The sequence below is a fragment of the Maritimibacter sp. DP1N21-5 genome, assembly GCF_019218295.1.
In the GTDB taxonomy this organism is placed as follows: Bacteria; Pseudomonadota; Alphaproteobacteria; order Rhodobacterales; family Rhodobacteraceae; genus Maritimibacter.
Genome location: NZ_JAHUZF010000004.1, coordinates 221,359 through 234,400, shown reverse-complemented (window position 1 = coordinate 234,400; position 13,042 = coordinate 221,359). Strand labels below are relative to the sequence as shown.

The 13,042-nt window shown below is 65.2% G+C and carries 20 protein-coding genes; 11 read left to right on the top strand and 9 right to left on the bottom strand.

What is annotated here, in order from left to right:
* Window positions 1–65: 65 nt before the first annotated feature.
* Complete coding sequence (lepB, locus tag KJP29_RS05595) at window positions 66–842, top strand: signal peptidase I (protein ID WP_218462581.1); 777 nt, start codon at window positions 66–68, stop codon at window positions 840–842.
* A gap of 67 nt (window positions 843–909) precedes the next feature.
* Window positions 910–1,590 (top strand): ribonuclease III, encoded by a 681-nt coding sequence (gene rnc, locus KJP29_RS05590; RefSeq protein WP_218462580.1) that lies wholly within the window; start codon window positions 910–912, stop codon window positions 1,588–1,590.
* Here rnc and KJP29_RS05585 read toward each other — a convergent pair.
* Window positions 1,587–2,234, bottom strand: a complete 648-nt coding sequence (locus KJP29_RS05585) for a thermonuclease family protein (protein ID WP_255553455.1) — start codon at window positions 2,232–2,234, stop codon at window positions 1,587–1,589. The two genes, rnc and KJP29_RS05585, sit on opposite strands and share 4 nt — an antisense overlap.
* Window positions 2,235–2,511: 277 nt before the next feature.
* Here KJP29_RS05585 and KJP29_RS05580 point away from each other — a divergent pair, with 277 nt between their 5' ends.
* Entirely contained in the window at window positions 2,512–3,411 is a 900-nt protein-coding gene (locus KJP29_RS05580) for a DMT family transporter (protein ID WP_218462578.1), read from the top strand.
* 7 nt (window positions 3,412–3,418) lie between these two features.
* The gene (locus KJP29_RS05575; protein WP_218462577.1) at window positions 3,419–3,853 is read left to right on the top strand and encodes a group III truncated hemoglobin; all 435 of its coding nucleotides are present in this window, start codon (window positions 3,419–3,421) and stop codon (window positions 3,851–3,853) included.
* Here KJP29_RS05575 and KJP29_RS05570 read toward each other — a convergent pair.
* Entirely contained in the window at window positions 3,850–4,143 is a 294-nt protein-coding gene (locus tag KJP29_RS05570) for a hypothetical protein (protein WP_218462576.1), read from the bottom strand. The two genes, KJP29_RS05575 and KJP29_RS05570, sit on opposite strands and share 4 nt — an antisense overlap.
* Window positions 4,144–4,146: 3 nt before the next feature.
* Window positions 4,147–4,671: a GFA family protein gene (locus tag KJP29_RS05565; protein WP_255553454.1), complete on the bottom strand. Its 525-nt coding sequence runs from the start codon at window positions 4,669–4,671 to the stop codon at window positions 4,147–4,149.
* A 73-nt stretch (window positions 4,672–4,744) separates the two neighbouring features.
* On the opposite strand from KJP29_RS05565, the gene KJP29_RS05560 reads away from it, so the two are divergent.
* From KJP29_RS05560 to KJP29_RS05550, 3 genes are read left to right on the top strand one after another with little or no spacing between them, the layout of a single operon-like run.
* Window positions 4,745–5,377 (top strand): TetR/AcrR family transcriptional regulator, encoded by a 633-nt coding sequence (locus tag KJP29_RS05560; RefSeq protein ID WP_218462575.1) that lies wholly within the window; start codon window positions 4,745–4,747, stop codon window positions 5,375–5,377.
* Window positions 5,378–5,409: 32 nt separating this feature from the next.
* Complete coding sequence (gene era / locus KJP29_RS05555) at window positions 5,410–6,318, top strand: GTPase Era (RefSeq protein ID WP_218462574.1); 909 nt, start codon at window positions 5,410–5,412, stop codon at window positions 6,316–6,318.
* Window positions 6,315–6,644 (top strand): DUF1491 family protein, encoded by a 330-nt coding sequence (locus KJP29_RS05550; protein ID WP_218462573.1) that lies wholly within the window; start codon window positions 6,315–6,317, stop codon window positions 6,642–6,644. The genes era and KJP29_RS05550 overlap by 4 nt, the downstream gene beginning before the upstream one ends.
* On the opposite strand, the gene KJP29_RS05545 is transcribed toward KJP29_RS05550, so the two are convergent.
* Both KJP29_RS05545 and KJP29_RS05540 read right to left on the bottom strand, forming a co-directional pair.
* Window positions 6,641–7,036 carry a DoxX family membrane protein gene (locus KJP29_RS05545; RefSeq protein ID WP_218462572.1) on the bottom strand — a complete coding sequence of 132 codons (396 nt, stop codon included), beginning with the start codon at window positions 7,034–7,036 and terminating at the stop codon, window positions 6,641–6,643. The genes KJP29_RS05550 and KJP29_RS05545 overlap by 4 nt on opposite strands.
* 82 nt (window positions 7,037–7,118) lie before the next feature.
* Window positions 7,119–7,376 (bottom strand): hypothetical protein, encoded by a 258-nt coding sequence (locus tag KJP29_RS05540; RefSeq protein WP_218462571.1) that lies wholly within the window; start codon window positions 7,374–7,376, stop codon window positions 7,119–7,121.
* A gap of 132 nt (window positions 7,377–7,508) precedes the next feature.
* On the opposite strand from KJP29_RS05540, the gene KJP29_RS05535 reads away from it, so the two are divergent.
* From KJP29_RS05535 to KJP29_RS05520, 4 genes are all read left to right on the top strand, one after another.
* Window positions 7,509–7,769, top strand: coding sequence for a DUF6455 family protein (locus KJP29_RS05535; protein WP_218462570.1), 261 nt, complete (start codon window positions 7,509–7,511; stop codon window positions 7,767–7,769).
* A gap of 54 nt (window positions 7,770–7,823) precedes the next feature.
* The gene (locus tag KJP29_RS05530) at window positions 7,824–8,435 is read left to right on the top strand and encodes a thymidine kinase (protein WP_218462569.1); all 612 of its coding nucleotides are present in this window, start codon (window positions 7,824–7,826) and stop codon (window positions 8,433–8,435) included.
* Complete coding sequence (locus KJP29_RS05525) at window positions 8,410–8,778, top strand: hypothetical protein (RefSeq protein ID WP_218462568.1); 369 nt, start codon at window positions 8,410–8,412, stop codon at window positions 8,776–8,778. The genes KJP29_RS05530 and KJP29_RS05525 overlap by 26 nt, the downstream gene beginning before the upstream one ends.
* Window positions 8,779–8,890: 112 nt before the next feature.
* A complete protein-coding gene (locus KJP29_RS05520) occupies window positions 8,891–9,982 on the top strand; it encodes a transglutaminase-like domain-containing protein (protein ID WP_218462567.1) in 1,092 nt (363 codons plus the stop codon).
* A 6-nt stretch (window positions 9,983–9,988) separates the two neighbouring features.
* On the opposite strand, the gene KJP29_RS05515 is transcribed toward KJP29_RS05520, so the two are convergent.
* The 4 genes from KJP29_RS05515 to KJP29_RS05500 all read right to left on the bottom strand — a co-directional run bounded on the left by KJP29_RS05515 (window position 9,989) and on the right by KJP29_RS05500 (window position 12,761).
* Window positions 9,989–10,942 (bottom strand): D-glycerate dehydrogenase, encoded by a 954-nt coding sequence (locus KJP29_RS05515; RefSeq protein ID WP_218462566.1) that lies wholly within the window; start codon window positions 10,940–10,942, stop codon window positions 9,989–9,991.
* Entirely contained in the window at window positions 10,942–11,292 is a 351-nt protein-coding gene (locus KJP29_RS05510) for a tRNA-binding protein (protein ID WP_218462565.1), read from the bottom strand. The genes KJP29_RS05515 and KJP29_RS05510 overlap by 1 nt, the downstream gene beginning before the upstream one ends.
* On the bottom strand, window positions 11,289–12,101 hold the full coding sequence (proC, locus tag KJP29_RS05505) for a pyrroline-5-carboxylate reductase (protein ID WP_218462564.1): 813 nt from the start codon (window positions 12,099–12,101) through the stop codon (window positions 11,289–11,291). Before proC ends, KJP29_RS05510 begins: the two co-directional genes overlap by 4 nt.
* A 156-nt stretch (window positions 12,102–12,257) precedes the next feature.
* Window positions 12,258–12,761 carry a YbjN domain-containing protein gene (locus KJP29_RS05500; RefSeq protein WP_218462563.1) on the bottom strand — a complete coding sequence of 168 codons (504 nt, stop codon included), beginning with the start codon at window positions 12,759–12,761 and terminating at the stop codon, window positions 12,258–12,260.
* Between the last annotated feature and the right edge of the window lie 281 nt (window positions 12,762–13,042).

Below are 13,042 nucleotides of genomic sequence, written 5' to 3'. Positions count from 1 at the left end.
CTTGACTTGGCCCTGCCCCGGTTTCATACCGCGAAGGCAAACGAGCAGGAGCAAACGGGGCAGACATGGCCGAGAAAAAAGAAGGCATCATGGAGACGGTCAAAACCGTCTTCTGGGCACTCATCATCGCAGGCGTCTTCCGCACGCTGTTCTTCCAGCCCTTCTGGATTCCCACCGGTTCGATGAAGGACACGCTGCTCATCGGCGATTTCCTCTTCGTCAACAAGATGGCCTATGGCTATTCCCAGTATTCCTGTCCCTTCGCCATGTGCCCGATCTCGGGCCGGATTCTCGGCTCCGAACCGGAGGTCGGCGACGTCGTCGTCTTCCGCCACCCGACACTCGGCACCGATTACGTCAAGCGCCTCATCGGCAAGCCGGGTGACAAGATCCAGGTGACCGACGGCGTCCTCTCCATCAACGGGGAAGAGGCGACACAGGTCCCCGACGGCACCTATGAGGAAATCTACCAAAGCCAGGGCCGCTTCGGCACGCTCCCGATCTGCATCAACGGCGCGGTCGGACAGGGCGGCACCTGCGTGAAGGAGAAATTCGTCGAGACGCTCCCCAATGGGGTGAGCCATTCGATCCTGAACGCGGGCAACGGGCGGCTGGACAACACCAATGTCTTCACCGTCCCGGAAGGCCATTATTTCTTCATGGGCGACAACCGCGACAACTCGACCGACAGCCGCGTCAGCCAGCGCGCGAACGGCGTTGGCTTCGTCTCCGAGGAATACCTTCTTGGCCGCGTCGACCGGGTGATCTTCTCCTCCGCCGGCAAGCGGCTCCTCTTCTTCTGGGACTGGCGCGGCGACCGCTTCTTCAAGAAGGTCGACTGAGGCTGGGCGGGGCGCGCCGTCGCCCCGCGCCTTCCTTCCGGTCGAGACGGCTAAGGGAACAACGCGCATGAAACTTTCGGCAGACCTTCAGGCTTTCTCGAAACGCCTCGGGCACGATTTCGACCGGCCCGAGCTTCTGATCCGCGCGTTGACCCATGGCTCGATGTCCTCGCAGACCCGCCCCGACAATCAGCGGCTCGAGTTTCTGGGCGACCGAGTGCTGGGCCTCGTCATGGCCGAGGCGCTGCTGGCTGCCGACAAGGGCGCCAGCGAGGGCCTCCTGGCCCCCCGCTTCAACGCGCTGGTGCGCAAGGAAACCTGCGCCGACGTGGCCCGACAGGTGGATCTGGGCGCCGTCCTGAAACTCGGTCGCTCCGAACAGATGTCCGGGGGCCGTCGCAAGGAGGCGCTCCTGGGCGACGCGATGGAAGCGGTGATCGCCGCGGTCTTTCTCGACGGGGGTCTCATGGCGGCGCAGGCGGTGATCCTTACCCTTTGGGGCGAGCGTATCCAGACGGTCGAGGAAGACGCCCGCGATCCGAAGACCGCGCTTCAGGAATGGGCGCAGGCCCGCAAGATGCCGCCGCCCAGCTATACCGAAACGGCGCGCTCCGGACCGGACCACGCGCCCGAGTTCACCATCGAGGTGACGCTGCAGAACGGCCGGTCGGCATCGGCCACCGCCAAGTCCAAACGGGGGGCCGAACAGGACGCCGCGAAGACCCTGCTGTCGAAACTGGGCGGCTAGAGCTTCTTCACCACCGCCCCTTCGCGGGGCCGCAGGGGCGGGATCGGCCCGCCCACCTGCCGGTTATGCGCCCGCCAGAGTTTCTTGCGCACCCCCTCGACCTCGAGATGCCGGTATTCTCCGCCCGAAAACTTCGGCCAGTCGATCGCGAGCCCCTGTTTCACCAGTTCCGCGGACAGGTCGCGTCCATCCGGCAGGTAACACCGCGCCACGCAACGTTCGTAGGAAAACGCGCCCAGAACCGGAACCGCGGTGACCACCTGTCCCTTGCACAGATGCACCATCGCCCACTTGGCCTTGATCCCGTAGGGGTGGTCCATCTCAGGTGCGTCGATGCCGAAGAGCCGGATGCTGGTCTTGTTGATGACGATGGTGTCTCCATCGACGACATAGGCGGGCCCCACGATCCTGGCGGGCACTGTGGGACGCTCGGGATCGGCGGGGAGTGTCTTGCGAATGACCGTCGTGCGTTCATAGCGGCGACGGACGACTAGCTTGGTCGTCTGTGTCTGCGTCGGCGGAGACGACGGGCGACGGCGCTCGACGGGCCGGTAGCGCCCTTTGGGACGCTTCCGACGGCGCCGGCCGGGGACAAAGAAGACATAAGCAAACACTGAAATGAGGAGAAAAACGACGAGTTCCAAAGGCCGGTCCATAAAAAGAATCACAATCTCTTAACAAATGATGACTCTCGCGCCTTGATCGACAAAGCCCTTTCATCTTTCCACAAACACTCATTCCCACCACTTCCATGCTCTCCCCGCCGCGCAAACTCCCCAACAGGCACAGAGGCACCCACCGCCCGGACCACGCCGAAGGCGGGGCCGGGCGAACCCTTTGCGCGCGAGCGCACAATCTGACAGCGCTTGCGACCAGGACCACCATGGGCCATTCCTGTGCGGCACCACCGCGCGAGGACCCATGACACCCAATCTCAAAGGCTCCCTCTTCATGGTCGCGGCCATGTGCGCCTTTGCGGCGGAGGACGCGCTGCTCAAGTCGGCCTTCGAGGCGATTCCCCGCGGCCTTGCGTTCACCGTTTTCGGCATCCTCGCCGCCACGCTTTGCGCGACGCTGTCGCTCATCGCCGGGGAAAGGGTGTTCCCGCGCGAGTTCCTGTCCCGCGGGCTTCTGATCCGATCGGGGATCGAGCTGGTCGGGCGGCTGTTCTTCACCCTCTCCCTGGCCCTCGTCTCGCTCTCGCTCACTTCGGTGATCCTGCAGGCCACGCCCCTCGTCGTGACGCTGGGTGCCGCGGTTCTTTTCGGCGAAAAGGTCGGCCCGCGCCGCTGGACCGCCATGCTGGTGGGTTTCCTTGGGGTCATCCTGATCCTGCGCCCGACGCCCGGACACTTCGACCCGCTGGTGATCCTGCCGGTTCTGGGCATGCTCGGCTTCGCAGGGCGCGATCTGGCCACCCGTGCCGCACCGCCGCATGTCTCGGGCCGCCAGCTGGGAACACTTGGTTTCATCGTCGTGACGCTGGCGGGGCTCGTCATCTGGGCCTTCGATCCGCGCCCGCCGACGGGCACGGCCATCGGATGGGCCGCCGTGGCCGGGGCGGGGCTCGTCGGCACCTTCGCCTACAACGCGCTCACCACCGCCATGCGCACGGGCGAGGTGTCGGTGGTCGCGCCCTTTCGCTATTCCCGGCTGCTCGTCGCGCTCGTCGTCGCCTATCTCGCGTTCGGGGAACGGGTCGATGCGCTCACCTTCGCGGGGGCCGCGCTCATTGTCGGGTCAGGGCTATACACATTGATCCGCTCGGGCCGGGCTGCGGCACCGCGCCCCCTTTCCCCGCGCAAGGAAGAAGGGGCATAAGGGCGCCATGACCGACCAATCGCCCCTCCAGCGCTTCCCCATGGAGCGCGAAGACATCGACCGCCTCATGACGGCCTTCTATGCCCGCATCCGTAAACACAAGGTGCTGGGCCCGATTTTCGCCCGCGCGATCGCGCCCGAAAACGGGCCGGAGTGGAAGGTGCATGAGGAAAAAATCGCGAGCTTCTGGCGCAACGCCATCCTTATGGACCGCGACTATCGCGGCTCGCCGATGCAGGCGCATGTGACCAACGGCGAGGTGATGCCGGAGCACTTCCCGCTCTGGCTCGAGGTCTTCCACGAAACCGCCCGTGACGTCCTTCCGCCCGAGAAAGCGGCGAGCATGTCGGCGCTGGCCGAGCGCATCGGGCAAGGTCTGCGCTGGGGGCTCGAGAGCGTGCAGGAACGGCAGGGGCAGTCCGGCCCGCCGAACCTTCGCTAGATCCGGCGGAGCCTGACGGGCGGCTTTTCGGCCCGCGCGATGACGCCCTTGAACTCGAGGTCGAGCTGAACGCATTTGAGCCACCAGCCCGCCTTGTCACCTCCGGGAAAGAGGCTCTGGTCAAGTTTCGGGAGCAAGGCCTCCTTCGCCTCCGGTACCTTCATGCCCGGCGCCTCTTCTGGCAGGACGGCCAGAAGCGCCTGCTTCATGTCCTCGTATTTCGCCCGGTCCACACGCGTGATGTGGTCCGGCGAGTTGATGTTGCGCACTTCGATCTTGTCGTCGACCATGTCCTAGTCCTTTACCCAACCCAGTTTGGGCACCCGGAATCCCATCGCGACCCAAGCGCTCATGAGCTGCACCATGAACTTGAGCGTATGGGTTCTGGGCGCCGGAATACCCACCGCGAGCCCGCTGGGATCCGCGAGGTCACCCGCCATCGTATAGACTTCGACGGGCAGGCGATCCGCTTCCGGGATCCGGTCGGTGTAGACCGAGATCCAGTGTCCGCCCTTGAAATCCAGATACATCGGCGCATTGCAGCAGGTGGCAAGGACACGCCGCGTCTTGGTGTTCGGCGTGAGCCTGTAAGGCTCGAGATATTCCCTGCCCCGCAAGAGCCGCACCCGGTCCTTGCGCATGAGCGTATAGGGCGTCGCCCCGGAGTCATGCACGACCTTCCCCGCGCCCGGCATGGTTTCGAACCGGTGGTTCGCGGTCTGGCAGGAGGTGCAACAGCAGGCATTCGACATGATCGGCACCCCGATGAGTGCGATGGCGGTCTTGCCGCAATGGCAGGTGGCGGTCGTTTCCATCATGACCCTCCCGAGTCGCTAATCAAACTAGACCGTCTAGTTTGATTTCTCAACGCCCCCCGCATAGAAACATATCATGACCGGAACACGCCGTACCAAGAGCCAGCAGAAGATTCTCGCCGCTGCCGAGGCATTGTTCCTGTCTCAAGGGTATGTCGGGACGTCGATGGATGCGATAACCGAGACGGCCGGCGTTTCGAAACAGACTGTCTACGCGCACTTCGCCAATAAGGAGGCGCTGTTTCTCGCGATGATCGACCACCTCGTCGGCGGCGCGACGGCGGCTGTCCGGCACAGGTTGCCGCTTCCCGGCCCGGGCGACGACCTGCGCGACACGCTCACCGATTTCGCGCGCGCGGACCTTGCGGTGGTGCTGACACCCAGGCTGATGGGGCTCCGGCGACTCGTGATCGGGGAACAGGCGCGTTTTCCCGACCTTGCGGCGAGCCTCTTTTCCAACGGGCCGCAGGGGTCGATCGACCGGATCCGCGACATCCTCAACGTCTTTGCGGGGCGCGGTGAGCTTCGCCCCTGCGACATCGACCGTGCGGCCGAGCACTTCAACTGGCTCGTCATGGGCGGACCGACCAGCCGCGCGATGCTTCTGGGCGACGGATCGTTCCTTCCCCCGGACGAACAGGCCAGGCACGCGGCAGACTGCGCCGACATCTTCTGCGCCGCCTATGCGGCTGGACACGCAAACCCCTAGCGCCTTGCCCGGCAATGAGCTAAGGCCTGCCAATGACCACACGTTCCGGATTTGCAGCCCTCATCGGCGAGCCCAACGCGGGCAAATCGACCCTGACGAATACGCTCGTCGGGGCGAAAGTGTCCATCGTGACCCACAAGGTGCAGACCACGCGCGCCCGCATCCGTGGCGTGGCGATCGAAGGCGAGAGCCAGGTCGTGCTGGTGGACACCCCCGGCCTATTCGCGCCGAAGCGTCGTCTCGACCGCGCGATGGTGGCTGCCGCCTGGGGCGGGGTCGCGGATGCCGATGTGATCGTGCTTCTGATCGAGGCGCATCGCGGGATCACCGAGGGGGTGAAGAACATCCTTCAGAACCTGCCCGATGTCGCAGGAAAGCGCCCAGTCGCCCTGGCGATCAACAAGATCGACATGGTGAAATCCGACGTGCTGCTCCAACTGACGCAGGACATGAACGCGGGCTTTCCCTTCGTGAAGACCTTCATGATCTCGGCGGAGAAGGGCTATGGCGTTCAGGACCTGAAGGAATGGCTCGCGGGCATGATGCCGGAAAGCCCGTGGCTTTACCCGGAGGACCAGATCGCCGATCTGCCGCTGCGGATGATCGCCGCCGAGATGACGCGGGAAAAGCTGACGCTCCGGCTCCATCAGGAGCTGCCCTACCAGCTCACCGTCGAGACCGAGATGTGGGAGGAGCGCAAGGACGGCTCCGCCCGGATCGACCAGATCGTCTATGTTGCCCGCGATGGCCACAAGGGGATCGTGCTGGGCAAGAAGGGCGAGACGATCAAGGCCGTGTCGCAGGCGGCGCGCGCCGAGCTCGAGGAATTTCTGGGCCGCAAGATCCACCTCTTCCTGCAGGTGAAGGTGCGCCCGAACTGGCTCGAAGAAGCCGAGCGTTACTCCGAGATGGGTCTCAACTTCAAAGACGGAAATCAGTGAGCAGGCTGGCCACTGGCCTTTGGGTCTCGGCCTATCTCGCCCGGCTGCAGGCCGAAGGCATATCGGTCTATATCGTGGCGCGGGGCGATGCCACGGCGGGCGCGGTGCTCGTCAAACTCGCGACCATGGACGGCAAGGCCACGGCCTTTCAGCGGTCGGTGGACCTCATCACCGGCGAAAGACGCTGGATGGAGCTGACATCGGGCGACGAACCCATGGTCGATGAGAGCATCCGCAAGCAGCGCAGTTTCGACCCCGACCTCTGGGTGATCGAGGTCGAGGATGCGCGGGGGCGCCACATGCTGGGCGACATGGGGCTCGACTAACGCGCGCGCGCGGTCACAGGTCCACCCCAGCAGAACCGCCCCGGGCCGGACCCGGCCAGCACGAAAAGCCCGCCCGCGATGGCCCAGTTCTTGACCATGATCGTCACCTGCCAGGGGTCCGCGCGAAGCTGCCAGTGGAAGTAGCTCGTGAACAGGCAGTAACCTGCGAGGACCAGCGCCCAGAGCCGCACGCCCCTGTCACCTGGGCCAAGCAGAAGCCCGAGTGCCGCGACGAGATTGAACACCGTGACGGGCCAGACGAGCGCACCGGGCAGGCCGATCCCTTCGATCATCGCAATCACGGGGGCCGGGTCAGCCAGCTTCTGTGCGAAACCGCCAAGGAACAGGAACGCGAGCAACAAGCGCCCCACGAGGTTCAGGATATCGTTCATGGACGCAATCACGGGTGCGAGGCGCACTTGGTTTCCGTAGGCGGGCCCGCGGCAGACAGGTGCAGCCCGGGCCGATCCCGGTTCAGTTCGGCGCATCCTCCACCCGCGACAGGCGGTAGATGCCTTCGGGCAGGTCGAGCGCCGCCGCGAGGTCCTGCACCTGGGCTATGGAAAGGGTGATGACCTGCACCTGATCGGTTTGCGGATTGAGCTGTTCGATGGTGATGCAATCGTCGAAGGCGTTGATGGTCACGTCTTCCTGAAGAAAGCTCGCCCCTTCGTCGCCCTCGTCCACGAGGGTCACAACGGTCGCGTCGAAGTCGTGTTCGATGGTAAACATGGGGCCAGCCTACGCTCCCCGCCGGAAAAGGCCAGAGCCATTTGAGCCATATCAAGGCGCGTTCCCGATCACCTTCCGATGATCGCCGATGACAGGCGCGTGTTTCCCGCGTGCGACCACTGGAGAGGGACGATGAAGGACATGACCGACCGCACCGGCACCCCCGCACTCATGCGCCGCATGGCCGACACTCTGGGGCTCGATCTCGAAGTCGAACGTGAGGCGCATCTCGTGTCGCGCCGCCAACTGGAGCGTGCCGCCGGGCGCTGCGACAGCTGCGCCGATGCCGAAGGCTGCGAGCTGTGGCTGGAGGATCACGCAGGCGGCGCACAGGAAGCCCCGAAACTCTGCCCGAACAAGGCGCTTTTCGATCACCTTCACGACGGCTGGTAGAGCACACGTCCCGGCGTGTCTTGATCGCCCGTGGGGAGCGGGGTAACCCGGAGCATGGCCAAGCTCTACTTCCATTACTCCACCATGAACGCGGGCAAGTCGACACTGCTTCTGCAGGCATCGCACAACTACCGCGAACGCGGGATGGAGACCTACCTCATCACCGCGCAGTTCGACAACCGCGCGGGCGACGGTGTCATCGGGTCGCGCATCGGCATCCATGCCGCAGCCGATACTTTCGCCCCCGGCGAGGACATGTTCGCCAAGATCGAAACGCGGCTCGCAGAGGGGCCCGTGGCCTGCATCTTCATTGACGAGGCGCAGTTCCTGTCACCCGACCAGGTCTGGCAACTGGCCCGGGCGGTGGATGACCTTCGCGTGCCGGTCATGGCCTATGGGCTGCGGGTGGACTTCCAGGGAAATCTCTTTCCCGGCTCCGCCACGCTGCTGGCCCTCGCCGACGAGATGCGCGAGGCGCGCACGATCTGTCATTGCGGCAAGAAGGCCACGATGGTCGTCCGGCAGGATGCCGAGGGCCATGTGCTGACCGCCGGCGATCAGGTCCAGATCGGCGGCAACGAATCCTACGTGAGCCTGTGCCGCAAGCACTGGCGCGAAGCGGTCGGCGACCGCATGAACCGTGCTGAACCCGTTCTCGCTCGCTAGGCGGGTCCTGGGCCTTGGCGCGACCGGGGCGATCGCGCTGGTCGGCGCCAAGAGCTGGCTTGACGAGGAACGCGCACAGTTGCGGCTCGACTATTACCAGTCGCTCTCGGGGTTCTATGCCGATGCCTCGCAATCCTCCTGCCTCGCGCGGGATTCAGTGGTAGACGCCGCCATGGGCCGCGGCTGGGATGTGCGCGAGGTGACGAGTTGCGGTGGCGCCGACAGCTATCTGCGCATCGTGCCCAAGGCCCAGACGCCCTGGATGCAGGGGCCGGACGGTTTCGTCATGGGGTTCGACGCGCGCGGGTGCCGCAAGGCGATCCCCCCGGAATGCGGTAACTGAACCTCGCGGGGGCGTGACGTCTGTAACCCCCGCGCCGCTTGCCCTTGGCCCCGCCTTTTCCTATGACCGCGACAAACGGACCACGGTTCAACTTTGGCGAAAAGGCTAGGACATGAACAGACGCACAGTTCTCTCATCCGGTGCGGCGATACTCGCTCTGCTGACCGCCCCACGCCTCGCGCTCGCGCTTTATGCGCCGCGGCCCGCAGGCTGGCGGACCTTCGAGCTGGTGACACGGATCGAGCTTCCCCGCGATGGTCAGGCCGCTCAGGCCTGGGTGCCGGTGCCATCGATGGACGAGGAGCTCTGGTCGAAGCCGGGCGAGACCACGTGGGAGGCCAACACGGACGAGGTCGCCCTTGCCACCGATCCGGATAGCGGCGCCAGGATGGTGCACGCGGTCTGGGCCGCTGACTCCGAACCCGCCGTCCTGACCGTGACCTCGACCGTGGCGACCCAGAACCGGTCCGTGGACCTTCTCACGCCGAGGGGCAAACCTTCGTTGTCAAACGAAGCGCGCGCCACCTTCACCGCGGCGACGGAGCTTCTGCCCACCGACGGGATCGTGGCAGAGACCGCGGCGGCGATCACCGAAGGCGCGAAGGACGATTTCGAGAAGGCCCGGCGCATTTACGAATGGGTCGTCGAACAGACCGAACGCGACCCCGAAGTGAGGGGCTGTGGGCTTGGCGATATCGCCTCGATGCTCCAGACCGGCGACCTCACCGGCAAATGCGCCGACCTCAACGCGCTTTATGTCGGGCTCGCACGGGCGTCGGGCATTCCGGCGCGCGATCTTTACGGCATCCGCGTCGCGCCATCGGCTTTCGGCTACAAGAGCCTTGGCACCGGGTCCGAGGTGATCACGAAGTCGCAGCATTGCCGCGCCGAGGTCTTCCTCGAGGGGTTCGGATGGGTGCCGACCGATCCGGCCGACGTGCGCAAGGTCGTGCTGGAAGAGCCGCCGAACACACTCACCCTCGCCTCTCGCGAGGTGGAAGATGTGCGTGCCGCGCTCTTCGGGTCGTCGGAGGGGAACTGGATCGCCTTCAACGACGCACATGACGTGGCGCTGCCGGGCAAGGAAGAGGAGGTTCTGCCTTTCCTCATGTATCCGGCGGCGGAGGTGGGCGGCGAGATGCGGGACGAGCTGGACCCGGACGCTTTCACCTATTCCATCACCGTGCGCGAAGTGACTGCCTGAGGCGGTTCACACCGGGTTCTCAAGCGTCCCGTCCTTCAGGAAGGACAAGATGTTGCGCGCCGCCATCATGCCCATCTCGGTCCGGACCTCAAGCGTCGCTGTGCCGAGATGGGGAAGCAGCACCGCATTCTCACAGGCGCGCAGACGCTCTGGCACGTCGGGTTCGTATTCATAGACGTCAAGCCCGGCTGCCCCGATGCTGTGCGCCTCGAGCGCCTCGATCAACGCGGCCTCGTCCACCACTTCGCCGCGCGAGATGTTCACGAAGACCGCATGCTCCGGCATCGCGGCAAAAACCTTGCGTCCGACCAGATGCGTTGTCTCGGGCCCGCCGGGCACCGCGATGACAAGCACGTCGGCCCAGGCGGCGACATCCTCGATCCGCTCCATCTGTTTCGCCGGAACCTCGCACTTTTTCGGGCTGCGGTTGTGGAACAGAATGTTCATGCCGAACCCGTGATGCGCGCGACGGGCGATGGCCTGACCGATCCGCCCCATGCCGATGATGCCGAGCGTCTTGCCGGTCATGTGAAGGCCGAGCATCTGCATCGGGTGCCAGCCTTCCCATGTGCCCGAGCGCACCAGACGTTCGCCCTCGCCCGCGCGGCGGCAGGCCATGAGCATGAGCGTCAGCGCGATATCTGCCGTGGCATCCGTCACCGCGCCCGGCGTGTTGGTCACGGCCACCCCGGCACGGCGCGCGGCGGCCACGTCGATGTGGTTGTAGCCCACACCGAAGTTCGCGATCAGCCGGCAACGTGGCTTGCCCGCCTTGGTGAAGAGCTCGGCACTGAAACGGTCGCCCAAGGAACAGAGCACCGCGTCATAGTCCCGGAGCGCGGCGAGCATCTCATCCACGTCCATCGGCCAGGTCGCATCGCGAAAGTCCACGTCATGCGCCACGGCGAGAGCGTCGATGACAGTGTCCGGCAGCGGGCGGGCGACGAGAACCAGCGCCATCAGTAGAGCCTTCCGCCGTCGGGCACGCTCTTGTCAGGCGTGATCAGGACCACCTCGCCCGTGTCGTCGGGCACGCCCAGGACGAGGACCTCGGACATGAACTTGCCGATCTGGCGGGGCGGAAAGTTGACCACGGCCATCACCTCTTTTCCGAGCACGCTTTCTGGCGTGTAGTGCTTGGTGATCTGGGCCGAGGACTTGCGCACGCCGATTTCGCCGCCGAAGTCGACCCAGAGCTTGATCGCGGGGCGGCGGGCTTCGGGGAAGGGTGCGGCCTCGACCACCGTGCCCTTGCGCACATCCACCTTCAGGAAGTCGTCGAAGCTGATTTTCTCCGTCGCGCCGCTCATGCGCCCAACTCCCGTGACCGGTCCGCCGCGGCCTTGACGGCGCGGGACAGGAGCGCGGGGAACCCCGTCGCCTCGTCCATCAGCACTTCGAGCGCCGCCTGCGTCGTGCCATTCGGCGAGGTCACGTTGACACGAAGCTGACCCGGATTTTCGGGGGCATCTTCGGCAAGCTGACCGGCACCACCCACGGTCGCCTTGGCGAGCGCCATGGAAAGCTCGGGCGAAAGGCCCTGTTCCACCCCGGCGGCGGCCAGCGTTTCGATGAGGTGGAAGACATAGGCGGGCCCGGACCCCGAAACCGCCGTGACCGCGTCCATCTGGTCCTCGCTGTCGAGGCGCACGACCTGACCGACGGCAGAGAGAAGTGCCTCGGCCATGTCGAGATGCGCGGGCGTTGCGGCGGCACCGCCGATGATCGCGGTGATCCCGCGCCCCACGGCGGCCGGCGTGTTGGGCATCGAACGCACGATCGGCGTGCGCGCGCCCAGCATCCGCTCGTAGGTCGCGATGGTGACACCGGCGGCGACCGAGACGAAGAGCGTCTCGGCATTCCCCATGGCCGCGAGCGCGGGCAGCGCGTCGGCCATCATCTGGGGCTTCACGGCGACAAGGACCACGGCGGGGGTCTCGGGCAGGGCCGCGTTCAGATGCACGCCGGTCGAGGTGAGCCAGTCGGACGGCTTCGGGTCGAGGACCCAGACGCTCGTCGCAGGAAGGCCGCCATCGAGCCAGCCCTTGAGCATGGCAGAGCCCATCTTCCCGCAGCCCAGAAGCACCAGCCCCCGCGCTGCAACCTGCTTCATGTCCATGTCCGCCTCCTTCCGCGCCCCTTGTCCGGCCCGGACGCTAGGCCCATGCGCGGCAATGTGCAACGGCACCCCCGGTTTTCCCGGCCTGCGCCATTCCGCCAACGCGAACGGGGGGACCGAAGCCCCCCCGCTGCCCGTATGAAACCCTTCCCAGTGTCAGGCCCGGCCGTAGGCTTCGGCCATCGCCACCTGCATGGCCGCGTCCACGCTCTTGTCGCTCCAGTTGACCAGTTGGAAGGCCGGGTAGAAGCGTTCACAGTTGCCCACGGCGGAGGAGATGAGCCGCCCAAGCTGTTCCGTGCCCGCGATCAGACCCCCGGCCAGAACGAGACCGTAACGGAAGACCATGAGGCGCTGTTCGTGCCAGTAGGTGAAAGCGCCGTCCCAGACCATGTCGTTGGTCGCGTTGAGCGCTTCGTAGAGCTGCGGAAGACGATGCTCCGGCGGCTCCATTTCGAAGGTGCAGATCAGGCGCAAAGTCTCGTCGTAGGGCGACCACGCGAGCGTGATCGAATAGGTGCGCCACTGTCCTTCGACAGCCATGGCAATCTGATCGTCCCCGACGCGGTCGAAATCCCAGGCGTGGTGTTCGGCCAGAGTTTCAACGATGTCGATTGGATGCAGGTCTTCGCTTTCGAGATAATGCTCGGTCGCCGCCATGGCTTGCCCCTTCTGCTCGGTGAGCCCTCGCGGATGCAGAAACGCTAGGACTCGGTGCCTGTACAGGGTTTGGCGTCTGATGCGCCATGTCCCTACCACATATCGTCAACTTTTCGTTGACTCCTGTAAAGGACAATCTGAACTATTCACGATTTGCCAATGTTCTGAGTCGCTTATGGACTCGCGACTTGCACGATTTGCACATGACATCCGCAGCGTCGGAGCGAACAGGGGCGCGCGCGCCTCGAACCGGGCAGTAACGAGCGGCGTTGGCGCGGCCT